Source organism: Kocuria sp. WN036 (genome assembly GCF_002287015.1).
In the GTDB taxonomy this organism is placed as follows: Bacteria; Actinomycetota; Actinomycetes; order Actinomycetales; family Micrococcaceae; genus Kocuria; species Kocuria rosea.
The window spans coordinates 16,445-40,398 of the sequence record NZ_NSKF01000001.1 but is presented as its reverse complement, the minus strand read 5'-3'; the positions used below and the strand labels follow the sequence as shown (position 1 = coordinate 40,398).

The following is a 23,954-nucleotide window of genomic DNA, read 5'->3' as shown; positions in this document are numbered from 1 at the left end:
CCTCCGGACGGAATAATCAAACCATGTATCACTAATGTGACACAGACCACCGGGGATGGAAACCGCCGGGCCCGGCCCTCGCAGGAGGACCGGGCCCGGCGGCGCGGCAGGGGCGTCGGGGACGCCGGGATGCGGCTCAGCGGTAGAGCCGCTCCGTGGCCAGGCGCGCTCCCTCGACGAGGGACTCGAGCTTGGCCCAGGCGATCTGCGGGTGCAGGCGCCCGCCCAGACCGCAGTCGGTCGACGCGACGACGTTCTCGCGGCCCACGACCGAGGCGAACTGCTCGATCCGGTCGGCCACCAGCTCCGGGTGCTCCACCACGTTCGTCGAGTGGGAGACCACGCCCGGGATGATCACGCGGCCCTCGGGCAGCGCGTGGTCCTTCCAGACCTTCCACTCGTGGGCGTGCCGGGCGGAGGCGCCCTCGAAGGTGTAGCCGCCGGCGTTGATGGTCAGCATCAGGTCCACGAGGTGCTTCAGCTCGAGGTCCGTGGTGTGCGGGCCGTGCCAGGAGCCCCAGCACAGGTGGAAGCGGACCTGCTCCTCGGGGATCCCCCGCAGCGCGTGGTTGAGCGCCTCGACGCGCAGCCGCGTGAACGCCAGGTAGTCCTCGACCGTGGGCTCGGGGTTGATCTGGTCCCAGGACTCCGCGATGGACGGGTCGTCGATCTGCACGGTCAGCCCGGCGTCCGTGATCGCCAGGTACTCCTCGCGCATCGCGTCGGCGCACGCGTAGACGAGCTCCTCGTCGGTCCTGTAGTACTCGTTCGTCACGCGCGCGGCGGAGCCGGGGGAGAGGGCGGCCACGAACCCGGTCTGCGCCCCGGTGGCCGCCATGGCCGCCCGGAGGTTGCGGACGTCCGAGGCCACGGCCTCCTGTCCCGTGTAGGTCAGCGGCCCGGTGATCTTGGGCTGCGTGGTCGAGGAGCGCCCGGTGAGGATGCCCGACGCCGGGTCCTCGTACGCCTCCCGGAAGCGCTCGCGGTCCCGGCGGTCCGGGAAGCTCGTGAGCACGATGTGGCCGGGCGAGGAGCGCCTCTTCTCCGTGGACGCCCACCGGTCCTCGTCGGTCGGGGTGAGCCCTCCGAGGCGGGAGAAAGAGTAGTTCCACCACGCGCCGTAGTCGACCGCGCTGGACATCGTGTGCCCGTACTCGCCGTCGTTGACCACGTCCACGCCGCTCTCGCGCTGCCGGCGCACCACGTCCTCGACGCCCACGGCGAGCTCGTCGGTGAGCTGCTCGAACGTGATGGCGCCCTCGGCGTGCCGCTGGTTGGCCTCGAGCAGCCGCGGGGTCCGCGGCAGGGAGCCCACGTGGGTGGTCTGCACGTGGTCGGTGTTCTGCATGGTCATGCGTGTCCTCCTGAGGGTCTGCGGGAAGGTCGGGGGCCGGTCAGGACCAGAGCCGGCGGGAGGCGAGCTCGGCCCCGCGGGCGAGGGTCTCGAGCTTCGCCGCGGCGATCTGCGGGTGGATCCGCCCGCCCAGGCCGCAGTCGGTCGAGGCGATCACGTTCTCGCGGCCCACCTGGCGGGCGAAGCGCTCGATCCGGTCGGCCACCAGCTCCGGGTGCTCCACCACGTTGGTGGCGTGGGAGACGATCCCCGGGATGATGATCTTGCCCTCAGGCAGCTCGTGGTCCTGCCAGACCTTCCACTCGTGCTCGTGCCGGGCGTTGGCGGCCTCGAAGCTGTAGCCGCCGGCCCTGATGGAGAGCATGAGCTCCACCAGGTGCTCGAACCCGAGGTCCGTGGTGTGCGGGCCGTGCCAGGAGCCCCAGCACAGGTGGAAGCGCACCTGCTCCTCCGGGATGCCCTCGAGGGCGTAGTTGAGGGCCTCGACCCGCTTGCGGGTGAACGCGAGGTAGTCCTCCACGTCGGGCTCGGGATTGACCTGGTCCCAGTTCTCCGCGATGGACGGGTCGTCGATCTGCACGATCAGCCCGGCGTCGGTGATCGCCCGGTACTCCTCGCGCATCACCTCGGCGCAGGCGGTCAGCACCTCGTCCTCGTCCGCGTAGTGGGTGTTCTCCAGCCGCGCGCACGAGCCCGGGGACAGCGCGGCGAGGTAGCCCTCGCTCGCGCCCGTGGCCTGCAGCCCGGCCTTGAGGTTGCGGATGTCCGCCTCCAGCGCCGCGTGGCCCGTGTACTCCAGCTTCCCGGTGATCTTCGGGAACGGCGCCTGCTTGCCCGTGGTGATGCCCGAGGAGGGGTCCGTGTACGCCTCGTGGAAGAGCCGGCGGTCCCGGCGGTCCCCGAAGCTCGTCAGGACCACCCTGCCGGGCGAGGAGCGCTGCGGCTCCTGCTCCCACAGGTCCACGTCGCCGGGGGTGAGGCCCGAGATCCGGGCGAAGACGTAGTGCCACCACGCGCCGTAGTCGACCTCCGCGGCCATGACGTGGCCGTACTCGCCGTCGTTGACCACGTCGATCCCGAGCTCGCGCTGTCGGCGGACCACGTCGACCACCGAGTCCTGCAGGAGCCGGTCGTACTCCGCCTCCGGGACGGCCCCCTTCGCCCGGTTGGCCTCGAGCAGCGCCGGGGTGCGCGGGAGGGACCCGGCGTGGGTCGTGCGGATGCGGTCGGCGCTTCGCAGCATGGGTCGTGCGTCCTTTCCATCGGTCCTGGCGGTAGCACCGGAGGCGGGACGGGGATGCCGTCGCCCGGGTTGCTGCGGCGTCGTCGAGCCAGATCTCTCGGCCGCTCTGGATGGTGACCCTGTCATCCAAGCGCACCCGTGCGCGCTGCGCCATTCGGCGCCCGGATGACGGACATGACGCCGTGTGACGCGACCCGGCGCGCACTCCCGGGAGGAGCTGTCCTTCGCGAACATGGCCTGGATCACATACCGTGGCGGTGATCCGTGCCCCTCACCCCGCGGGCACGACGGACCAGAGGAAGGACCCCCATGTCCCAGACGCCCCAGCAGCAGGACCTCGAGGGCCGCACGGCGCTCGTCACCGGTGGCGCGAGCGGCATCGGCCTGGCCGCCGCCCGGGCCCTCGCCGGCTCCGGCGCGCACGTGGTCGTGGCCGACGTCGACGAGGCCGGGGCGCAGCGCGTCGCGGACGAGCTCGGCGGCCGCGCGTGGGCCGTCGACCTGCTCGACACCGCGGCGCTCGCCGAGCTGAGCCTCGAGGTCGACGTGCTGGTCAACAACGCCGGCATCCAGAAGGTCGCCCCCCTCCAGGAGTTCGACCCCGCGGACTTCCACCGGATCCTGGTGCTGATGCTGGAGTCCCCGTTCCTGCTGGTGCGCGCCGCGCTGCCGCACATGTACGAGCGGGGCTGGGGGCGCGTCATCAACGTCTCCTCCGTGCACGGGCTGCGGGCGTCCCCCTACAAGAGCGCCTACGTCTCGGCGAAGCACGGCCTGGAGGGGCTGTCCAAGACCGTCGCGGTGGAGGGCGCGGCCCACGGGGTGACGAGCAACTGCATCAACCCCGGCTACGTGCGCACCCCGCTCGTCGAGAAGCAGATCGCCGACCAGGCGAGGGTGCACGGGATCCCCGAGTCCGAGGTGGTGGAGCGGATCATGCTCGGCGAGACGCCGATCAAGAAGCTCGTGGACCCGGAGGACGTCGGCAGCCTGGTCGCGTGGCTGGCCGGACCGCACGCGTCCATGGTCACCGGGGCCTCCTACACGATGGACGGCGGCTGGACGGCGCGCTGAGCCCGCCTCGGGCCGCGGCGGCGCACTGCGGCGCCGCGTCCGGACACCCCGGCGGCCCGGACTGACCTGGTGGTCCGGACGGTCCGCCGCCGGTCCGGGTCGCTCAGCGGTGACCCAGCTCCCGGGAGAGCCGGTGGGCCTCCGTGAGCAGGGCCCGGCCCAGGAGCTGCCGGCGCTCGCCGCTGAACCGGGGCTCGATGCCCGTGAGGCTCAGCGCGTAGACCGGCGCGCCCGTCGCGTCGAAGACCGCGGCGGCCATGCCCCAGCTGCCCTCGACGATCAGCCCCGGGTTCACGGCGAAGCCCTCCCGCCGGACGTCCGCGAGCAGCTCCCGGATCCGCTCGGGCGTGTGCAGCGGGCCCCACTCGGCGCGGGCCCCGGCCGTGGCCGCGAGGACCCGGTCCACCTCCGCGTCCGGGAGGTGGGCCAGGACCGCCAGCCCCGCCGAGGCCACGCCGAGCGGCAGCCGCAGCCCCTCGTAGAGGACGTGGGAGCGGATGGGGAAGGCGCCCTCCACGCGCGCCAGGCAGACCGTCTCCAGCCCGCGGCGGACCGAGAGGAACGCACTCTCGCCGGTGGCCTCCGCGAGCCGGCGCAGCGAGGGCCCGGCCAGCTCCCGGATCGGATAGCGGTGGGCCGCCACCGCGCCCAGCACGTACAGCTCGGGGCCCAGCTGCCAGGCCCCGGTCCCGGCGTCGCGGTCCACGAGGCCCTCCTCGGCCAGTCCCGTGAGCAACCGGTGCACAGTGGGGCGGGTCAGCCCGGTCTCGGCGGCGAGCTCCGCCACCGTGCTGCCCCGTTCCCGCCCCGCGACGGCCCGCAGCAGCTGCCCCACCCGGTGGACCACCTGGGTCCCCTGGCCCGTCGTCCGCTCCTGTCCCATGACTCCACTATATGGACAGTCAGGGGACGAATGGCCGGATGCTGAGGAGAAGCGCAGTCGTGCCGCCGGATCTGTTGACCGGCATGTGGAGGCTCCCTAGATTGAGTGCTGGGTCACAGTCCGACGAGAGGAAGGGACAAGGGTGTCCAAGGTCAGAGACAACGCCGCCGAGCTGCTGGCGGAGAGCCTGCGGGACGGCATGACGCTCGCCGTGGGCGGGTTCGGGCTGAGCGGGATCCCCCGGGATCTCATCGACGCGGTGCGGGACTCCGGGGTCACGGACCTCACGGTGGTCTCCAACAACATGGGCGTGGACGGCAAGGGCCTCGGGGTCCTGCTCGAGAACCGCCAGGTGAAGAAGGTCCTCGCCTCCTACGTGGGCGAGAACAAGCTGTTCGCCCAGCAGTACCTGGACGGCGAGCTCGAGGTCGAGTTCAACCCCCAGGGCACCCTCGCCGAGCGGCTCCGAGCCGGCGGCGCGGGCATCCCCGCCTTCTACACGAAGACCGGGGTCGGCACCCTCGTGGCCGAGGGCAAGCCGCACGCCGAGTTCGACGGCGAGACCTACGTGCAGGAGCGCGGCATCGTCGCCGACATCGCCCTGGTCCACGCCCACACCGGGGACGCCGACGGCAACCTCGTCTACCGCTACACCGCGCGCAACTTCAACCCGATCGTCGCGACCGCCGGGAAGGTCACCTTCGCCGAGGTCGAGCACGTCGTGGCGGTCGGCGAGATCCACCCCGACCACATCGTGACCCCGGGCGTCTACGTCCAGCACGTCGCGCAGTACAGCGGCGCGCCCAAGGACATCGAGCAGCGCACCGTCCGCCCCCGCCCCGCCGGGCGGGCCGCCCAGCAGAACGGAGACCAGGCATGAGCTGGACCCGCGACGAGATGGCGGCGATCGCCGCCGTCGAGCTCTCCGACGGCGACTACGTCAACCTCGGCATCGGCATCCCCACCCTCGTGGCCAACAACCTGCCCGAGGGCGTCGACGTGGTGCTGCAGTCCGAGAACGGCGTGCTCGGCATGGGCCCGTTCCCCTACGAGGGCGACGAGGACCCGGACCTCATCAACGCCGGCAAGCAGACCATCACACTGCTGCCCGGGGCCTCCATCTTCGACTCCGCCACGTCCTTCGGGATGATCCGCGGCGGCCACGTCAAGATCGCGATCCTCGGCGCCATGCAGGTCTCCGGCACCGGTGACCTCGCCAACTGGATGATCCCCGGCAAGATGGTCAAGGGGATGGGCGGCGCCATGGACCTGGTGGCCGGCACCCCGCGCGTCGTCGTGCTGACCGAGCACGTCACCAAGGACGGCTCCGCCAAGATCAAGACCGAGTGCGATCTCCCGCTCACCGGGGTGCGCGTGGTCGACCGCATCGTCACGGACCTGTGCGTGTTCGACGTCGAGGACGGCGAGCTCGTGCTGCGCAGCCTCGCCCCCGGGGTCACCGAGGACGAGATCCGCGAGAAGACCGAGGCGTCCTTCCGCACGGACCTGCAGGACGTCACCCCCGACACCGTCCCCACCGAGACCGCCGCCGCCGGCGGCGCTGAGGAGAACCGATGAGCACCGCCACCGACGTCGTCGTCCTGTCCGGCGCCCGCACGCCCCAGGGCAAGATCCTGGGCCACCTGGCGTCCTTCACCGCGGCCGAGCTGGGCGCCCACGCCATCCGGGCCGCGCTCGAGCGCGGCGGGATCGCCCCCGAGCAGGTGGACTACGTGCTCATGGGCCACGTCCTGCAGGCCGGCGCCGGGCAGAACCCGGCCCGCCAGGCGGCCGTCACCGCGGGCATCCCGCTGAGCGTGCCCGCCGAGACCGTCAACAAGGTCTGCCTCTCCGGGCTCGTGGCCATCACCAACGCCGCCCGGATGATCCGCGCGGGCGAGGCCGAGATCGTCGTGGCCGGCGGCCAGGAGTCCATGACCAACGCCCCGCACCTCGCGATGGGCGTGCGGCAGGGCAAGAGCTACGGCGACCTCAAGCTCGAGGACGCGGTGGCCAAGGACGGGCTCGTCGACGTCGCCGCGTGCGTGTCCATGGGCTCGCTCACCGAGTCCGGCAACAGCGAGCGCTCGATCTCCCGCGAGGAGCAGGACCAGGTCGCTGCCCTGAGCCACCAGCGCGCGGCCCGCGCCGCGGAGGAGGGCGTCTTCCGCGACGAGATCGCCCCCGTGTCCGTCCCGCAGCGCAAGGGCGACCCGCTCGTCGTCGACACCGACCAGGGCGTGCGCCCCGACTCCAGCGCGGAGTCCATGGCGAGGCTGCGCCCCGCGTTCGCGAAGGACGGCACGATCACCGCCGGCAACTCCTCGCCGCTCTCGGACGGCGCGGCCGCCGTGGTCCTGACCAGCCGGGAGTACGCCGAGCGCCACGGCCTCGAGTACCTGGCCGTGGTCGGTGCCCCGGGCCAGGTGGCCGGCCCCGACACCTCGTTGCACTCCCAGCCGTCCCGGGCGATCGAGGCCGCGCTCGAGCGGGCCGGCTGGTCCGTGCAGGACCTGGACTTCATCGAGATCAACGAGGCGTTCGCGTCCGTGCTGATCCAGTCCCTGCGCGACCTCGACTACTCGGTGGAGAAGGCCAACATCCACGGCGGCGCTGTGGCCGTCGGGCACCCGATCGGCGCCTCCGGGGCCCGGTTGGCGCTGCACGCGGCGTTCGAGCTCTCTCGCCGGGGCTCCGGCCGGGCCGCGGTCTCGCTGTGCGGCGGCGGCGGCCAGGGCGAGGCGCTGCTGCTCTACCGCGACTGACCCCCGCCCCCTCCGCTGACCCGCGGGGGCCCGGGTGACCACGATTCTTCGTGGTCACCCGGGCCCCCGCGGGTCATTCGATGATCCTGCGGTCACGCGCGGCGAGCTCCCGGCGCACGAGAGCCACCAGGTCGTCCGGCCGATGCACCACGGTGGCCCAGTCCGTCCGCAGGATCCGCCATCCGGCGTTGGCGAGGTCCTTCTCCCGCCGCCGCTCCTGCACGAGGACCCGGTCGGTGGGGCCGTGGTCGTAGTACTCGGTGTCGCCGTCGAACTCCAGGAGCAGGCGCTGCGCCCGCCACCCGAAGTCCCCGCGATACAGGCCGCGCGGCGTCCGGATGCGCACCTGCAGCTCCGGCCGGGGCAGTCGCGCGCGAAGCAGCACCAGCCGGGTCAGCGTCTCGCCGGGCGACTCGGAGCGACCGTCGGCGAGGTCGAGCATCCGCCGGGCCCGGCGGCACCCCGGCGCGCCGGCGCGGCGCTCGAGCAGGGCGAGGAGTTCCGCGCGCTCGGTGCCCCGGCGGAGGGCGTGGTCGGCGGTCACCACCGCCTCGCGGAGGGGCAGGGTGGACGCGCAGTCCAGCACGGTGCGGGGCACGGACGTGGCCAGCAGCCCGCCCACTCGGACGACGTGCTCCGGCGGCAGCTCGGCCCAGTGGTGGACGCAGGTCCGGTTGTTCCGGGAACCGTGGCCGGGCGGAGAGACGACGTGCGGTGCCGCCGGTCGGTGCAGCAGGTCCAGGCCGTGGAGCAGGGCCGCCGAGGAGTGCCCGAACACCGGGGCACTGGCGGCGCGCAGGGCCAGGGCGGCGTGCATCTGCCGCAGCCGTCCCTCCGCTCCCAGGTCCCGCCACCAGGACGGTGTCGCGTACACCCCCTGCCGGATCCGGAGGAGGTCGCCCCGGCGGACGGCCCGGGTGACGGTGGACGGCGAGAGGCCGAGGTCCTGCAGCGCTTCAAGGGTCAGGAGCCGGCCGGGCAGCGTGGTCATGGGGGTCAGGCTCACCGCGGCGGGGCCCGCCCGTCCGAGGTCCGGCCCGGCACGGGGACGGTGCCCGGGAGGGGGATGCGTGAGCGCCCGGCGTGCAGTGCGGACGGAACTTGACGCGCCTGATCCCGGAATGATCCGATGACCCGCTGGGGCCCGGGTGACCACGAAAAATCGTGGTCACCCGGGCCCCAGCGGGTCATCCGGCGAGGGGGTGATCTGCGGTCCCGGCGGTGCTCCGCCCGCGGGGCTACTTGCGGGCGCGGGCGCCGATCCGCTCGCGCTGCTCCATGAGCTTCTCCAGCAGCGTCACGAGCGTGTGCTGCTCCTCCTCGGTGAGGGCCTCGGCCCACTGGCTCTCCCGGTCGTTCTGGGCCCGGAACGCCGTGCGGATCTTCTCCTGCCCGGCATCGGTGAGGTGCAGGGTCACGGACCGGCCGTCGGCGGCGGAGGCCTCGCGCCGGAGCAGGTCCTTGCCGACCAGCGTGCCCGTCAGGTTGGAGACCGCCGCGCGGCTCATCCCCGTGAGGCGGGCGGCCTCGTGGGGGTTGAGGGGACCGGCCACCCAGAGGGCCAGGAGCAGCCGGAAGCTCGACCAGGTCCCGCCGGCGGGGCGGTGGATCGACGACTCGAAGTCGTAGACCGCGGTGGACGAGGACCGGTTGAGCGAGAGGAACACCCGGTTGGCCGCGAGATCGGCGTCGGGGAACTCCTCGGAGATCCGGCGCTGGGCGGCCTGGACGAAGGACCAGTAGTCGGGCAGCGCGGCGGCGGAGGGCGTCGCGGAGGACGCCTCGGTGGACGCCCCGGTGGGCGTCGCTGGGGGCTCGGTGCGGTCGGCGAGGGGCATGGCGTCGATTCTAGGGGAGGGGTTGCCCCATATAATACAACGCTTTACTATCTGGGGGAGAGCTGGATCACAGACCGCCACACGCAAGGAGACGGCCATGGCCTACTACCGGCAGCTGGGCCCGGTGCCCCGGCAGCGTCACACCCTGTTCAAGGACGACGAGGGCAGGATCCTCTACGAGGAGCTCATGGGCGAGGAGGGCTTCTCCTCCGACTCGTCGCTGCTCTACCACCGGCACATCCCCTCGGCGATCGTCGGGACCCGCGGCTGGGAGCTGCCCGAACAGACCCTGACCCCCAACGACCCCCTGCTGCCGCGGCACCTGAAGCTGCACGAGCTGTTCACCGAGGAGCAGGCAGCCGGAACCGACGCGGTGACCGGCCGCCGGCTGGTGATGGGCAACGCGGACGTGCGGCTCTCCTACGCCTGGGTGGGGAAGACGTCCCCGCTATACAAGAACGCCGTGGGCGACGAGTGCGTCTACGTGGAGCGCGGCTCCGCCCTGGTGGAGACCCAGTTCGGCCCGCTCGAGGCCGTCGAGGGCGACTACGTCATGATCCCGCGCGCCACGATCCACCGCTGGGTGCTGCGGGAGGGCGAGACGGCTCGGCTCTACTTCGTGGAGGCGAACTCCCACATCACCCCGCCGCACCGCTACCTCTCCAAGTACGGGCAGCTGCTCGAGCACGCCCCCTACTGCGAGCGCGACCTGCACGGTCCCACCGGAGTGCTCCTGCGGGACGAGACCGACGTGGACGTCTACGTCAAGCACCGCGGCCGCGGCCCCTCGGGCCTGGACGGGACGGTCCACGTCCTGCCGCAGCACCCCTTCGACGTGGTGGGCTGGGACGGGTGCCTCTACCCGTACACCTTCAACATCAAGGACTACATGCCGATCACCGGCAAGGTGCACCAGCCGCCGCCCGTGCACCAGGTCTTCGAGGGGCGCAACTTCGTGATCTGCAACTTCGTGCCGCGGAAGGTCGACTACCACGAGCTGGCCGTCCCGGTGCCCTACTACCACTCGAACGTGGACTCGGACGAGGTCATGTTCTACGTGGACGGGGACTACGAGGCGCGCAAGGGCTCGGGCATCGGCAGGGGGTCGATCTCCCTGCACCCGGGCGGGCACCCGCACGGCCCGCAGCCCGGGGCGATCGAGAAGTCCCTGGGCGTGGAGTACTTCGACGAGACCGCCGTCATGGTCGACACCTTCGCCCCGCTGGAGCTGGGCGAGGCAGGCCTGGCCGGCGACGACGGCAAGTACGTCACGTCCTGGACCCCCGGCCGGGAGTGGACCGGCGGGCTCTGGTCGAACTCGTGAGCGCCGCCCCGACCACGGAGACCGCCGAGCGGCGCGTCCCGGCCCAGTTCGTTGCGTTCTTCGACGACGCCGCGACCTTCCCGCCGGGACTCGCCCCGCTGGAGAAGGCGGTCACGGACCACGTGGCGCGGTGGGCGGACCCGCTCGTCGCCGCCGTGGGTCCGGCCGTGCTGAAGCTCGACGACCTGCCGGAGGCCCGGCGCATCGCCGCCGGCCTGGACCGCGGCGGCCGGGCGGTCGAGGTCTCCGTCGTGACGCCAACCGGGCAGCTGCAGGCCGCACTGGACGCCGTCGAGCAGACCGGGCCCGAGCTGCGGGTCGTCTCGGTCGAGCTCAGGACCGACCCGTCGGACACCGACGCCTGGCAGGCGCAGATCACCGAGGCGGCCCGGGTGCAGGACGTCCCGGTCTACGTGGAGCTGACCGCGGACCAGGTCCGCGGCGGGGCGCTGGAGCTGCTGGAGGGCACCGGGCTGCGCCTCAAGCACCGCACCGGCGGGATCGAGGCGCACCTGTTCCCCAGCCCCGAGCAGCTGGCCGCGGTGCTCACCGAGGCCGTGGCCGCCCGGATCCCGTTCAAGCTCACCGCCGGGCTGCACGAGGCCGTGCGGTACACGAACCCCGCCACGGGGTTCACCCACCACGGCTTCCTCAACGTCGCGATGGCCACCGAGGCCGCCCGCGCCCACGAGCCCGCCGAGCGGGTGGCCCGGCTGCTCACCGAGACCGACCCGGCACCGCTCGTCGAGCTCGCCCGGTCCTCCGACGGGTCCTGGCGCGGGTCCTTCACGTCCTTCGGGACGTGCAGCGTGGGCGAGCCCGCCGCGAGCCTCGAGCGCCTCGGCCTCTTCCCGCACGGCCTCACCTGACACGGCGCCACCGTCCCCCCACGTCCAAGGAGATCCACCCCGTGAGCACCGCCGCCGACCGTTTCGCCGCCGAGGGCTTCGGCCCCGAGAACCTGCCCTACGCCTCCTTCTCGCCCACCGGCGGGGACCCGCGCCTGGGGGTGCGCCTGGGGGACCGGGCGATCGACGTCGCAGCCCTGGCCGCCACGGTGGAGGGGCTCGACGACGCCGCGCGCACGGCGGTGTCGGCCCCGAACCTGGACGCGCTGCTCGCGGCCGGCCACGGGACCTGGACCGCGCTGCGGGCCTGGCTCGTCGAGGTCGTGACCGCCGACGGGCTCGCGGACACGGTGGAGCAGGCCTCCCATCCGGTGGACGGGATCGCCCTGCACATGCCGTTCACGGTGGCCGACTACGTCGACTACTACGCCTCCGAGCACCACGCCTCCAACGTGGGGAGGATGTTCCGTCCGGACCAGGCCCCGCTGCTGCCCAACTGGAAGCACCTGCCCGTGGGCTACCACGGCCGGGCCGGCACCGTGATCCCCTCCGGCAAGGACTTCCCCCGGCCCAAGGGCCTGCGCCCCGAGCAGGACGGGCCGCCCAGCTTCGGCCCCTCCCGCCGCCTGGACATCGAGGCGGAGCTCGGCTTCGTCCTCGGCGGGGCGGCCCCGGCCGGGGAGGTCTCCCTGGAGCAGGCGGCGGCAGAGCACCTCTTCGGGGTGGTGCTGTTCAACGACTGGTCCGCCCGCGACATCCAGGCCTACGAGTACGTCCCCCTGGGCCCCTACCTGGGCAAGTCCTTCGCGTCCTCGATCTCGCTGTGGGTCGTGCCCTGGCAGGCCCTGACCGCGGCCCGCGTGGCGCCCCCGGCGCGCGAGCACGAGCTCGCCCCCTACCTCGACGACGAGGGCAAGGAGCCGTGGGGACTGGACATCACCCTGGGCGTGAGCGTGGACGGCCGGACCGTCTCGCACCCCCCGGCGTCCACCCTGTACTGGACCGCACCCCAGATGGTCGCGCACATGAGCGTCAACGGCGCGTCCCTGCGCCCGGGGGACTTCTTCGGCTCCGGCACCGTCTCCGGCCCGGAGAAGGACCAGCGCGGGTCCTTCCTGGAGCTCTCCTGGGGCGGCAAGGAGCCGTTCGCCCTGCCCGGGGGCACCGAGATGACGTTCCTGGCCGACGGCCAGAGCGTGACCCTCACCGGCACCGCGCCCGGCCCTGGCGGCTCCGTCATCGACTTCGGCGAGTGCACCGCCACGATCCTGCCCGCCACCTGAATACTGGTCCCGTCCCCCGCCGGTGACCACGATCACCCCCGCCGACCCCGCCGCGCCGCGGCCGGCGGGGGAGGGCGTGGCCGCCCGAGCGCCCGCCGACAGCAGGAGTCCCCGCCATGAGCACCGGCACCCGTGAACCCGCGATCGCCCGGGCGATGCGGCCCGTCAACTCGGTCGTCGAGAAGTACATCCCGTCCGCGCTCAACTTCGCCATCCTGCTGAGCGTCGCCGTCGGGCTCATGGCCCTGCTGCTCACCGACGCCGGACCCGCCGACGTGCTGCGCGGCTGGGGCGAGGGGCTCGCCGGGCTGCTCGCGTTCATGACGCAGATGGCGCTGATCCTGCTGCTGGGCCACGCCCTCGCCAACACCCGTCCTGTGCGCCGGCTGCTCGGCGCCCTGGCGCAGGTGCCCCGGACGCCCCTCCAGGCGTACGTGTTCGTGTTCCTGGTGGCGGCGGTCGCCTCCCTCATCACGTGGGGGCTCGGCCTCGTCGTCGGCGCCCTGCTCGCCCGCGACGTCGCCGCCGCGGGGGACCGACGCGGCCTGGAGCTGAGCTTCCCGATGCTCGTGGCCTCCGGCTTCTCCGGGTTCGTGGTCTGGCACATGGGCTACTCCGGGTCCGGGCCGCTCACCGCGGCCACCCCCGGCTCCTTCATCGAGGAGCAGCTCGGACGCACCGTGCCCATCACCGAGACCACGTTCTCCGCCTGGAACCTCACCGCCGTCGTCGCCACCGTGGTCCTCGTCGCGCTGGCCCTGTGGCTCATCGCGCCCCGGGCCGTGGACCCCGCCCACCGGATGACCGCAGCCGCCCTCGCCGCCTCGGAGCAGACGGTCACCGAGGAGGAGGTCGTCACCCCCGCCGACCGGCTCGACGCCAGCCGCGTCCCCACCCTGGTCGTGGGACTGGCGCTCGCCGGCTACCTGGTGCTGCACTTCGCCGAGGGCGGGACGGTGACGCTCGACGTCGTGAACTGGATGTTCCTGGGCCTGATCTTCCTGCTCGCGCGCAACGCCTTCGAGGTCATGGCGCTGATCAAGAACGCCGCCGCGAACGTGGGCGACATCCTCCTGCAGTTCCCGCTCTACGCCGGGATCATGGGGATGATGGCGGCGACCGGCCTGATCCAGGTGCTCTCCGACTCGGTCGTGGCCGTCGCCACGCCCCAGACGCTGGGGCTGCTCGCCTTCCTCTCGGCGGGGCTCGTGAACTTCTTCGTCCCCTCCGGCGGCGGGCAGGTGGCCGTGCAGGCCCCGATCCTGCTGGACGCCGGCGCCCGCCTCGACGTGGACCCGGCCGTGGTGATCATGGCGATCTCCTACGGCGACCAGTGGACCAACATGATCCAGCCGTTCTGGGCGCTGCCGCTGCTGGCCATCGCCGGGCTCAAGATCCGCGACATCCTGGGCTACACCACCGTGGTGCTCGTGGTCTCGGGCCTGGTGTTCGGGGCGACCCTGCTGCTCGTCGGCGCGGGCTGAACGGGCCTCGGCCCGCGCCGCCGGCTCCGTGCCGCTGGATCCGTGCCGCGGCGGCCGGGGAGCGTGTGCTCAGGCGGTGCGCTCCGGGGCGCCGCGGCCGGTGCCGTGGCGCAGGAAGTCGGCGCTCGAGGGCACGCGCGGGTGGTACCGGCGGTCGAGGAGGGTGTTGGCCGCCCAGCTCAGCAGGTCCCGCTCGCGGACCGGCAGGTCCAGGCACTGGTGCAGGTACGCGCTGACCTCGAGCTCGTCGGCCGTCCCGCCCAGGTACAGGTAGCGGACCCAGAGCCGGCGGTGCCCGATCGACGCCCGCTCGAGCGCCTGGTGCAGTCCGACGGTCTGTTCCCGGCCCAGGGAGTCCTCCATCGTGGTTCCTTCCGTGCGGTGCGGCGGTGCGGCGGTGCGGCGGTGCGGGGGTGCGGGGGTGCGGGGGTAGGGGGTGCGGAAGCAGGGTGCCCGAGCTCCGGAGGGAGCACGCACCCGCACCCACAGGCTCCACGGTAGGAAAGCGGCCGTGCCGGGACCACGGTATTAGCGGAGGTACACCATTGTGTCCGAGTGTGAGGGAACACCCGGCCGGCACCCAGGCGACGCCGAGCCGCCCGGCCGGGTCAGGAGCCGACGACCGCCCCGTAGAGCTCCTCGAAGCGGGCGCGCGCGGTGCGGTAGTGCTCCGCGCGTCCGGGCACCGGCCGGTGCTCCGGCCCGTAGGGCGGGGAGGCCCGCTCCACGTCCGGGGCGAGGCTCTCGAGGGCGAGCAGGGCGGTGCCGCGCAGGGTCGCCCGCTTGAACTCGGCCCGCGCCACCGGCTTGCCGAGGGCGTCGGCGAGCAGCTGCAGCAGCTCCGGCACGTCCTGCGACGCGCTGCCGGAGGCCACCACGCGGTCCACGCCGCCGGCGGCGTCCTCGAGCTGCTCGGCCACCCGGGCGTACGAGACCGCGACGCCCTCGAGCACCCCGCGGGCCAGGTCGGCCCCGGTGCTGGAGGCCGAGACGCCGGCGAACACCGCCCGGGCGCCGCCGGCCCAGCCCGTCGAGCGCTCGCCCGTGAAGAACGGCAGGGCCACGGGGGTGGATCCGGACACGTCCGCGGCGGCGACGTCCGCGAGCGTGGTGCTCTCCGGCAGGATCACCGTGCGCTCGAGCCAGGCGAGCGCCCGGCCGACGTCGTTGAGGGCGCCGCCCAGCAGGCACCGTGCCCCGTCCACGCGGTAGCACCACAGCCCCGGCGGCACCCGCTCGGGGATCCGGTGCAGCAGCACGCGCGCGGCCCCCGAGGTGGCGGTGGAGACGACCATCGTCGAGGCGTCGGTGCCGCCCGTGCCGAGGTTCGCGCTCAGCCCGTCGGCCACCGGCGCGAACCACGCCGCGCCCTCGAGGACCGGCCAGCGCTCGGCCACGGACGCGGCGACGTCCGGGATCGGCTCGTGCGGGTCGGCGAGCGGGTTGAACTGCTCCGCGTCCAGCCCGCAGGCCAGGAGCAGGGGCTCGTCCCACCGGCCCGTGCGGCGGTCCAGCATCCCGGTCCACGCGGCCGTGGCGGTCCCGGCGCGCGCGGTGCCCAGCAGGCGCAGGTGCACGTACTCGCCCAGGGACATCCACCGCCGGGCCCGCCCCCACGCCTCCGGGTCCGTCTCCCGGAGCCACCGCAGCCGCGGGGCCAGGTACGAGGTGTGCAGGCGGGCGCCCGTGCGCTGCAGGGCGGCGGGCTCGTCGAGCTCGCCGCGCAGCCCGGCCAGCTGCTCGGCGCACCGGGAGTCGGCGTAGGTGAAGCACGTGGTGACCGCGGCGCCGTCGGCCCCGACGCCGACCAGCGAGGACGCGAAGGTGTCCAGGGCGACGCCCGCGACCCGGCCGGCCAGTGCGGGGTCGGCCAGGACGAGGTCGAGGACCGCCGCGAGCTCCTCCGTCACCTGGTCGGGGTCGATCACGGAGGTCCCGTCCGCCGCGGTGGTGAACTCGTGCTCGATCTTGTGCCGGTAGCCCCGCACGGGGGTCCCCGTGGCGTCGTGCAGACCGCCCCGGCTGCCCGTGGAGCCGACGTCCAGGGCCATCACCAGCGGATCGAGGGCCTCGCGCAGGTCCACGCTGAACGCGGCGCCGTCGTCCGGCCGTGGGGGCGTCGGGTGGTGGCTCATGGTCGGCTCCTCCTGGGGGCTGCGCGGCTGGCCCCAGTGTAGGAGGCGGCGCGGCGCGACGGTCACATCGTGAGACGCGGGTCCGCCCACCAGGACGTTGCGGTCGAAAAGCGTATTCTGGACGGCGGACCGCCGGCGGCCGGCCCGGGTGCCCCACGGCCCGTGCGCCGCCCGCCCCGCCACCGGACATCCCCGACCGAGGAGACCCAGCTCCGCCATGCCCCACCTCCGCTCCCGCACCTCGACCCACGGCCGCAACATGGCCGGCGCCCGCGCCCTGTGGCGCGCCACCGGCATGGGCGACGACGACTTCGGGAAGCCGATCGTCGCGATCGCGAACTCCTACACGCAGTTCGTGCCGGGCCACGTGCACCTCAAGGACATGGGCGACCTCGTGGCCTCCGCGATCCGGGAGGCGGGGGGCGTGGCCAAGGAGTTCAACACCATCGCGGTCGACGACGGCATCGCGATGGGCCACGACGGGATGCTCTACTCCCTGCCCTCCCGCGACATCATCGCGGACTCCGTGGAGTACATGGTCAACGCCCACCGGGCCGACGCCCTGGTCTGCATCTCCAACTGCGACAAGATCACGCCGGGCATGCTGCTGGCCGCGCTGCGGCTGAACATCCCGGTGGTCTTCGTCTCCGGCGGGCCCATGGAGTCCGGCGAGGCCGTCGAGGGCGTCGTGGAGCACCGCCTGGACCTCGTGGACGCGATGTCCATGGCCGTCGACGAGTCCGTCACCGACGAGCAGCTGGGCCAGATCGAGCGCAACGCCTGCCCCACCTGCGGGTCCTGCTCGGGCATGTTCACCGCCAACTCCATGAACTGCCTCACCGAGGCCCTCGGCCTGTCCCTGCCCGGCAACGGCACCACGCTGGCCACCCAGGTGGCCCGCAAGGAGCTCTTCCTCGAGGCCGGCCGCCGGGTGGTGGACCTGTGCTGCCGGTACTACGAGCAGGACGACGAGTCCGTGCTCCCGCGCAACATCGCCACCAAGGCCGCGTTCGAGAACGCCATGGCCCTGGACATCGCCATGGGCGGGTCCACCAACACGATCCTGCACATCCTCGCCGCGGCCCAGGAGGGCGAGGTCGACTTCACCCTCCCGGACATCGACGCCCTGTCCCGCCGGGTGCCCTGCCTGTGCAAGGTCGCGCCGAACTCCACGCGGTTCCACATCGAGCACGTGCACCGCGCCGGCGGGATCCCCGCGCTCCTCGGCGAGCTGCGCCGCGCAGGCCTGCTCAACGAGGACGTGCACTCGGTGCACGCCCCGGACCTGGCCACCTGGCTGGACGAGTGGGACGTCCGCAGCGGGCGGTCCTCGGAGCGCGCCCGGGCGCTCTTCCACGCCGCGCCCGGCGGCGTGCGCACCACGCAGGCGTTCTCCACGGCCAACACGTTCGAGTCCCTGGACCTCGACGGCGAGGACGGCTGCATCCGCTCGGTGGAGCACGCCTACACGCGGGACGGCGGCCTGGCGATCCTCTACGGCAACATCGCCGAGGACGGGGCGGTCATCAAGACCGCCGGCATCGACGAGGAGCTGTTCCACTTCGTGGGGAGGGCCTTCGTGGTCGAGTCCCAGGACGAGGCCGTCTTCGAGATCCTGTCCAAGAACGTGGAGCCCGGCGACATCGTGGTCATCACCCACGAGGGCCCCAAGGGCGGACCGGGCATGCAGGAGATGCTCTACCCGACCTCCTACCTCAAGGGCCTCGGCCTCGGCCGGGAGTGCGCGCTCATCACCGACGGCCGCTTCTCCGGCGGCACCTCCGGCCTCTCGATCGGGCACATCTCCCCGGAGGCCGCCGCCGGCGGCGCCGTGGGCCTCATCGAGACCGGCGACGAGATCGAGATCGACGTCGCCCGGCGCGTGCTGCGCGTGAACGTGGACGACGCGACGCTGGCCGCCCGGCGGCAGGCCAGGGGGCCGGCCCCGTGGTACCCCACGAAGCCGCGCGAGCGCCAGGTCTCCAAGGCCCTGCGCGCCTACGCCTCGATGGTCACCTCCGCGGACAAGGGCGCCGTGCGCGTGATCTGACCCCCTCCGGCCGTGATTCCGGCGCCCGCAGGGCACCGAGACGCGGGTCACTTCCACTAGAGTTCCGTCGGGGCGCGCAACCGCTGCGCCCGGTCTTTCACGCGGGCCCCGCAGACCCCACGCCGGGGACCCGCGTCCGTCACAGTTCGGAGCTGCAATGGAACTCGTCACCGATCTCGTGGGCACCCTCGGCGGCTGGGTGTGGAACGTGGTCTTCACCATCCTCATCGGGGTGGGCCTCTACCTGACCGTCCGCACCGGCGTCGTGCAGCTGCGGCTGGTCCCGGAGATGTTCCGGGTGCTCAACGACAAGCCCGGTCTGGCCGAGGACGGCCAGAAGGGCATCTCCGCGTTCCGGGCCTTCACCGTCTCCGCCGCGTCCCGGGTGGGCACCGGCAACATCGCCGGCGTCGCGATCGCCATCAGCCTGGGCGGGCCGGGCGCCGTGTTCTGGATGTGGGTGATCGCCGGCATCGGCGCGGCCAGCGCGTTCACGGAGTCCCTGCTGGGCCAGCTCTACAAGATCAAGGCGCCCACCGGCTACGTGGGCGGGCCCGCCTACTACATGGAGTGCGGCCTCGGCGCCCGCTGGATGGGGCTGCTCTTCGCGGTCGTCATCACCTTTACCTACGGGTTCGTGTTCAACTCCGTGCAGTCCAACTCGATCGTGGACGCGCTCGGCGGCTCCCTGGGCGTGGACATCGCGGCGGCGGAGGCCCTGTGGTTCCGGATCCTGGTCGGCGCCGTGCTCGTGGGGCTGACCGCCGCGATCATCTTCGGCGGCATCCGCCGGATCTCCGCGGTCTCCGAGATCGTCGTCCCGATCATGGCGGTGCTCTACCTCCTGCTGGGCCTGCTCGTGGTCTTCCTGAACCTCGGCGAGGTCCCCGCCGTGCTCGGCCAGATCCTCGAGGGGGCCTTCGGCATCCGCGAGTTCGTCACCGGCGGGCTGATCGGCGTCATCATCCAGGGCATGAAGCGCGGCCTGTTCTCCAACGAGGCCGGCATGGGGTCGGCCCCCAACGCCGGCGCCACCGCGTCCGTGTCCCACCCGGCGAAGCAGGGCTTCCTGCAGGCGCTCGGCGTGTACTTCGACACCTGGCTGATCTGCTCGATCACCGCGTTCATCGTGCTCCTCTCCAACCCCGAGTTCGGCGGCCGGGAGGGCGCGTCCCTGACCCAGTCCGCGCTGGCCCTGCAGCTGGGCAACTGGGCGGTGCACTTCCTGACCGTGGCGATCTTCCTGTTCGCGTTCACCTCCGTGATCGGCAACTACTACTACGGCGAGTCCAACGTCCGCTTCCTCACGGGCTCGCCCGCGGCGATGACCGCCTACCGCGTGCTCGTGCTGGTGTTCGTCTTCGGCGGCGCCGTGCTGGCCCTGGACCTCGTCTGGTCCCTGGCCGACCTGTTCATGGCGGTCATGGCCACCATCAACCTGGTGGCCCTGGTGCTGCTCGCCGGCGTGGCCGTCCGGGTGCTCCGGAACTACGAGGCCCAGCGCAAGCAGGGCCTCGAGCCGATCTTCCACAGCGGCGACGTCCCGGGCCTGTCCGGGCTCGGCGCGTGGGACGGCACCGACGTGGTGACCACCCGCGGCTACTGGGACGAGCTGGCGCAGAAGCCCACGAGGACCCGCTGACGGGCACGGAGCAGCAGGCCGGGGCCGGGACCGCGTGGCGGCCCCGGCCCCGGCCCCTCTACAGTGAGGTCATGGAATCTCGTACGGACATCGACGCCTCGGCCCTGCGGCAGCTGCAGGCCCCCCTCAAGGAACGCTACCGGGAGCACCCCGAGGAGGCCCGCACACCCCTGCACGCCCGCGGCGACTTCCGCGATCCCGGGCTCACGACCACCGTCGACTCGTGGGCCGGGCCGGTGCGGGCCGGCCTGCACGCCGCCACCGGCGGTGACGGCAGCGACGCCTGCTCCGGGGACATGCTCCTCGACGCGCTCGCGGCCTGCGCGGGCGTGACCCTGCGCAGCGTGGCGACGGCCATGGGCGTGCCGATCCGGTCGGCCGAGCTCCGCGCGGAGGGCATGTTCGACGCCCGCGGGACGCTGGGCCTGGACCGGTCCGTGGCCGTGGGGGTCCAGGACGTCGTCCTCACTGTCCGCCTCGACACCGACGCCGACGACGCCACCCTCCAGCGGCTGGCCAAGTCGACCGAGCGGTACTGCGTGGTCAGCCAGAGCCTGAACACGGACGTGGCGTTCGTCGTCGAGCGCGTGTAGCGGCCGCATCCTCGCCGGACGCGGAGCGGCTCCGTGCGCCCCAGGGCGCACGGAGCCGTTCCGCGTTCAGGACAGGACCTGGCGCTTCGACGAGATGACCCCGGTGTTGAAGCCGGCCAGGTGGAGCCCGCCGTGGAAGCGGGCGTGCTCGATCTTCAGGCAGCGGTCCATGACCACGGAGAGCCCGCCCTCCTCGGCGATCCGGGCGGCCTCCTCGTGCCAGGACCCCAGCTGCAGCCACAGGGTCCGCGCCCCGACGGCCACGGCCTCGCGGGCCACGCCGGGGAGGTCGTCGTGGCGCCGGAACGCGTCGACGACATCGGGCGTCTCCGGCAGGTCCGCGAGGGACGGGTAGACGGGCCGGCCCATGATCTCCCGCAGCGCCGGGTTGACGAAGTACACCCGGTACGGCGAGGAGGACAGCAGGTAGGTCGAGACGAAGTAGGAGGCGCGGGACGGCTTGTCGGACGCGCCCACGACGGCGATCGACTCGGTGCCGTGCAGGATGCTCAGCCGCTCGGGCGCGCTCGGCCCAGTCCACGTGCGGGTCTCGGCGGTCATCGGAGCGCTCCTTCGGTCGTGACGTCGGCGTCGGCGTCGGCAGCAGCGGTGTCGTCGGCGGTGGCGCCGGCCGGGGCGCCGGCCGCGCGGCCGGGGGTCTCCCGGGGCAGGCCGGTGGCCGCCGTGAGGGCCTGGTCGAGGTCCCAGAGGATGTCCTCGACGTCCTCGAGGCCCACCGACAGGCGGATGAGGTCCTCCCGCACCCCCGCGCCGACCAGCTGCTCGGCGCTCAGCTGCTGGTGCGTGGTGGAGGCGGGGTGCAGGACGAGGGTGCGGGCGTCCCCGATGTTGGCGAGGTGGCTGGCCAGCTGCAGGTTCTCGATGAAGCGAGCGCCGACCTCCCGCCCTCCGAGCCGGTCCGTGGGGGAGACCCCGAACGCGAACACGGAGCCCGGGCCGAGGGGCAGGTACCGCCGGGCCCGCTCGTGATGGGGGTGGCTCGGCAGCCCGGCCCAGTTGACGTAGGAGACCCGGGGGTCCTCCTCCAGCCACCGCGCGACGGCCCGCGCGTTGGCCAGGTGCGCGTCCATGCGCTGCGGCAGCGTCTCCACGCCCTGGAGCAGGTTCCAGGCGGACTGGGGCGCCAGGGCGGGGCCGATGTCCCGCAGCTGCTCGGTGCGCAGCCGGGTCAGGAATCCGTACTCCCCGAAGTTCCCCCACCAGGTGACGTCGTTGTACGTGGGCACCGGCTCCGTCATGGACGGGAAGTTGCCGTTCGCCCAGTCGAAGCGGCCGGACTCGACGACGACGCCGCCCAGCGTGGTGCCGTGCCCGCCCAGGAACTTGGTGGCCGAGTGGATGACGATGTCCGCCCCGTGCTCGATCGGGCGGACCAGGTACGGCGGGGTCATGGTCGAGTCGACGACCAGCGGCACGCCGGCCTCGTGCGCGACCGCCGCCAGGCCCTCCAGGTCCGCGACGTCGCCGGAGGGGTTGGACACGACCTCCGTGTAGACGGCCTTGGTGCCCGGGCGCACCGCCGCCCGGTAGTCGGCGGGGTCGGTGCCGGGGACGAACGTGGTCTCGATCCCGAAACGGCGCAGGGTGACGTCCAGCTGGGTGACCGTGCCCCCGTAGAGCTGGGCGGAGGCCACGATGTGGTCCCCGGCCTGGGCGAGCGCGGCGAACACGAGGAACTCGGCGGACATGCCGGAGGCGGTGGCCACGGCGCCGATGCCGCCCTCGAGGGACGCGATGCGCTCCTCGAACGCCGCGACGGTCGGGTTGCCGATGCGGGAGTAGATGTTGCCGTACTTCTGCAGGGCGAACAGGTTGGCGGCGTCGTCGGCGTCCTTGAAGACGAACGAGGTGGTCTGGTAGATCGGGACCGCGCGGGCGCCGTGCTCGGCGTCGGGGGTGCCCCCGGCGTGCAGGGCGCGGGTGCGGAACCCGAACTGGTGGTCGGCCATGGGGAAGCTCCTCGTGCGAGTGGTGCCGCTGGACGGTCCCGGGCGTCAGGAGGGTCCCGGCGGGGGTGCCGGGGGTGCGGTGCCCCATCGGTCCTGGCGGTAGCACCGTGCGGTCTGCGACGTCGACCACGGTTGCTGCGGCGTCGTCGGTCCAGGTCCCTCGGCCGCTCGGGATGGCTGCCTCCCATTGTGCTGCCCGGGGCCGCCCCGCGCCAACCGCCGGCCCGGGGCGGCGCCGCCCGCACCCCGGGCGGGCCGGCCGGGGCGCTATGATCTGCGCCATGCGCGGAAGGCGCCCGCCTTTCCCGCGCCCACGACGCTGCGGAGGACCTGGTGACGAGGACACGGCACTACACCATCGACGTGATCGCCGGTGACGGCATCGGCCAGGAGGTCATGCCGTCCGCGCTGCGCTGCGTCGACGCGCTGGCGCAGGCGCACGGCTTCACCGTCGACTGGCGCGAGCGGGGGTGGGGCTCCGACCACTACCGGGCCCACTCCCGGATGATGCCCGTCGACGGCATCGAGCAGCTCGCCTCCGGCGACGGCGTCCTGCTCGGGGCGGTGGGCGCCCCGGACATCCCCGACGACGTCACCCTGTGGGGCCTGCTGATCCCCATCCGCCGCGAGTTCCACCAGTACGTCAACCTCCGGCCGATCCGGATCCTCCCGGGCGTGACCTCGCCCCTGCGCGGGCTCGACGAGCTGGACCTCGTCGTCGTCCGCGAGAACATCGAGGGCGAGTACTCCGAGGTCGGCGGCCGGCTCTACCGCGGCCGGCCCGAGGAGATGGCCGTCCAGGAGTCCGTGTTCACCCGCGCCGGCGTCACCCGGATCGCCCGCTACGCCGCCGAGCTGGCCCAGCGCCGCACGGGCCGGCTGGTCTCGGCCACGAAGTCCAACGGCATCATCCACACCATGCCGTTCTGGGACGAGGTCGTGGAGGCCACGGTCGCCGAGTACCCGGGCGTGACGGTCGAGAAGGTCCTCATCGACGCGCTGGCCGCCCGGATGGTCCTCAAGCCGCGGAGCGTCGACGTGATCGTCGCCTCCAACCTCTTCGGCGACATCCTCTCCGACCTCGCCGCCGGGGCGGCCGGCTCGATCGGTGTCGCCCCCAGCGCGAACCTGAACCCGGAGAAGACCCACCCGTCCATGTTCGAGCCGGTGCACGGCTCCGCCCCCGACATCGCCGGACAGGGCATCGCCAACCCCGTGGGCACGATGTGGGCGGCCGCCATGATGCTGGACCACCTCGGGGAGACCGGGGCGGCCCGGCACCTGGAGTCCGCCTTCGAGCAGACCATGGCCGGCGGCACCCTGACCGGGGACCTCGGCGGGACGGCGAGCACGGAGCAGTTCACGCAGGCCGTGCTGGCCCGGTGCACCGACGCCCCCTGACGCAGGAGGTGGCACGACAGGGGGGCCCGTGGACACCCACGGGCCCCCCTGTGCCGGGACGAGGACG

21 protein-coding genes and 1 riboswitch are annotated in these 23,954 nt (G+C 73.0%); of the genes, 12 read left to right on the top strand and 9 right to left on the bottom strand.

The genetic code is table 11. The features are described from left to right. Positions 1-136 precede the first annotated feature (136 nt). Both CK505_RS00190 and CK505_RS00185 read right to left on the bottom strand, forming a co-directional pair. A complete protein-coding gene (locus CK505_RS00190) occupies positions 137-1,354 on the bottom strand; it encodes a cobalamin-independent methionine synthase II family protein (protein WP_095649806.1) in 1,218 nt (405 codons plus the stop codon). A 40-nt stretch (positions 1,355-1,394) separates the two neighbouring features. Continuing rightward, entirely contained in the window at positions 1,395-2,597 is a 1,203-nt protein-coding gene (locus CK505_RS00185) for a cobalamin-independent methionine synthase II family protein (RefSeq protein ID WP_095649805.1), read from the bottom strand. Between the two features lie 13 nt (positions 2,598-2,610). Next, positions 2,611-2,714: riboswitch (SAM riboswitch) on the bottom strand. Between the two features lie 192 nt (positions 2,715-2,906). Here CK505_RS00185 and CK505_RS00180 point away from each other — a divergent pair. Further along, the gene (locus CK505_RS00180) at positions 2,907-3,671 is read left to right on the top strand and encodes a 3-hydroxybutyrate dehydrogenase (RefSeq protein WP_035927934.1); all 765 of its coding nucleotides are present in this window, start codon (positions 2,907-2,909) and stop codon (positions 3,669-3,671) included. A 103-nt stretch (positions 3,672-3,774) separates the two neighbouring features. Here CK505_RS00180 and CK505_RS00175 read toward each other — a convergent pair whose 3' ends face one another. Further along, entirely contained in the window at positions 3,775-4,554 is a 780-nt protein-coding gene (locus CK505_RS00175; RefSeq protein ID WP_035927930.1) for an IclR family transcriptional regulator, read from the bottom strand. 142 nt (positions 4,555-4,696) lie between these two features. On the opposite strand from CK505_RS00175, the gene CK505_RS00170 reads away from it, so the two are divergent. From CK505_RS00170 to CK505_RS00160, 3 genes are read left to right on the top strand one after another with little or no spacing between them, the layout of a single operon-like run. Then, positions 4,697-5,434 (top strand): CoA transferase subunit A, encoded by a 738-nt coding sequence (locus CK505_RS00170; RefSeq protein WP_017833113.1) that lies wholly within the window; start codon positions 4,697-4,699, stop codon positions 5,432-5,434. Continuing rightward, positions 5,431-6,132, top strand: a complete 702-nt coding sequence (locus CK505_RS00165) for a CoA transferase subunit B (RefSeq protein WP_017833114.1) — start codon at positions 5,431-5,433, stop codon at positions 6,130-6,132. Before CK505_RS00170 ends, CK505_RS00165 begins: the two co-directional genes overlap by 4 nt. After that, positions 6,129-7,319 carry an acetyl-CoA C-acetyltransferase gene (locus CK505_RS00160; RefSeq protein ID WP_035927922.1) on the top strand — a complete coding sequence of 397 codons (1,191 nt, stop codon included), beginning with the start codon at positions 6,129-6,131 and terminating at the stop codon, positions 7,317-7,319. Before CK505_RS00165 ends, CK505_RS00160 begins: the two co-directional genes overlap by 4 nt. Before the next feature lie 73 nt (positions 7,320-7,392). Here CK505_RS00160 and CK505_RS00155 read toward each other — a convergent pair whose 3' ends face one another. Both CK505_RS00155 and CK505_RS00150 read right to left on the bottom strand, forming a co-directional pair. After that, the gene (locus CK505_RS00155; protein ID WP_095649804.1) at positions 7,393-8,310 is read right to left on the bottom strand and encodes a type IV toxin-antitoxin system AbiEi family antitoxin domain-containing protein; all 918 of its coding nucleotides are present in this window, start codon (positions 8,308-8,310) and stop codon (positions 7,393-7,395) included. Positions 8,311-8,557: 247 nt separating this feature from the next. After that, positions 8,558-9,157, bottom strand: a complete 600-nt coding sequence (locus CK505_RS00150; protein WP_095649803.1) for a MarR family winged helix-turn-helix transcriptional regulator — start codon at positions 9,155-9,157, stop codon at positions 8,558-8,560. Positions 9,158-9,254: 97 nt separating this feature from the next. On the opposite strand from CK505_RS00150, the gene CK505_RS00145 reads away from it, so the two are divergent. The 4 genes from CK505_RS00145 (at position 9,255) to CK505_RS00130 (ending at position 14,096) form a co-directional block, all read left to right on the top strand. Then, positions 9,255-10,481 (top strand): homogentisate 1,2-dioxygenase, encoded by a 1,227-nt coding sequence (locus tag CK505_RS00145; RefSeq protein WP_095649802.1) that lies wholly within the window; start codon positions 9,255-9,257, stop codon positions 10,479-10,481. Then, positions 10,478-11,350 (top strand): hypothetical protein, encoded by an 873-nt coding sequence (locus tag CK505_RS00140; RefSeq protein WP_255250850.1) that lies wholly within the window; start codon positions 10,478-10,480, stop codon positions 11,348-11,350. The genes CK505_RS00145 and CK505_RS00140 overlap by 4 nt, the downstream gene beginning before the upstream one ends. A 41-nt stretch (positions 11,351-11,391) precedes the next feature. Then, entirely contained in the window at positions 11,392-12,612 is a 1,221-nt protein-coding gene (fahA, locus tag CK505_RS00135; protein ID WP_035927909.1) for a fumarylacetoacetase, read from the top strand. A 116-nt stretch (positions 12,613-12,728) separates the two neighbouring features. Beyond that, positions 12,729-14,096 (top strand): short-chain fatty acid transporter, encoded by a 1,368-nt coding sequence (locus CK505_RS00130; RefSeq protein WP_035927904.1) that lies wholly within the window; start codon positions 12,729-12,731, stop codon positions 14,094-14,096. A gap of 69 nt (positions 14,097-14,165) precedes the next feature. Here CK505_RS00130 and CK505_RS00125 read toward each other — a convergent pair whose 3' ends face one another. Further along, complete coding sequence (locus CK505_RS00125) at positions 14,166-14,459, bottom strand: hypothetical protein (protein WP_095649800.1); 294 nt, start codon at positions 14,457-14,459, stop codon at positions 14,166-14,168. Between the two features lie 245 nt (positions 14,460-14,704). Then, positions 14,705-16,231 carry a gluconokinase gene (locus tag CK505_RS00120; RefSeq protein WP_095649799.1) on the bottom strand — a complete coding sequence of 509 codons (1,527 nt, stop codon included), beginning with the start codon at positions 16,229-16,231 and terminating at the stop codon, positions 14,705-14,707. Positions 16,232-16,448: 217 nt separating this feature from the next. Here CK505_RS00120 and ilvD point away from each other — a divergent pair, with 217 nt between their 5' ends. The 3 genes from ilvD to CK505_RS00105 all read left to right on the top strand — a co-directional run bounded on the left by ilvD (position 16,449) and on the right by CK505_RS00105 (position 20,516). Continuing rightward, positions 16,449-18,281, top strand: a complete 1,833-nt coding sequence (gene ilvD / locus CK505_RS00115; protein WP_017833123.1) for a dihydroxy-acid dehydratase — start codon at positions 16,449-16,451, stop codon at positions 18,279-18,281. A 157-nt stretch (positions 18,282-18,438) separates the two neighbouring features. After that, a complete protein-coding gene (locus tag CK505_RS00110) occupies positions 18,439-19,923 on the top strand; it encodes a sodium:alanine symporter family protein (protein ID WP_095649798.1) in 1,485 nt (494 codons plus the stop codon). Positions 19,924-19,994: 71 nt separating this feature from the next. Further along, positions 19,995-20,516 (top strand): OsmC family protein, encoded by a 522-nt coding sequence (locus CK505_RS00105; RefSeq protein ID WP_206539742.1) that lies wholly within the window; start codon positions 19,995-19,997, stop codon positions 20,514-20,516. A 66-nt stretch (positions 20,517-20,582) separates the two neighbouring features. Here the strand turns inward: CK505_RS00105 and CK505_RS00100 are convergent, their stop codons facing one another. After that, a complete protein-coding gene (locus tag CK505_RS00100) occupies positions 20,583-21,077 on the bottom strand; it encodes a CoA-binding protein (protein WP_095649797.1) in 495 nt (164 codons plus the stop codon). After that, entirely contained in the window at positions 21,074-22,486 is a 1,413-nt protein-coding gene (locus tag CK505_RS00095; RefSeq protein WP_095649796.1) for an O-acetylhomoserine aminocarboxypropyltransferase/cysteine synthase family protein, read from the bottom strand. The genes CK505_RS00100 and CK505_RS00095 overlap by 4 nt, the downstream gene beginning before the upstream one ends. A gap of 333 nt (positions 22,487-22,819) precedes the next feature. Between CK505_RS00095 and CK505_RS00090 the strand changes: the two genes are divergently transcribed. Continuing rightward, positions 22,820-23,887 carry a tartrate dehydrogenase gene (locus CK505_RS00090; RefSeq protein ID WP_017833128.1) on the top strand — a complete coding sequence of 356 codons (1,068 nt, stop codon included), beginning with the start codon at positions 22,820-22,822 and terminating at the stop codon, positions 23,885-23,887. Positions 23,888-23,954: the final 67 nt, after the last annotated feature.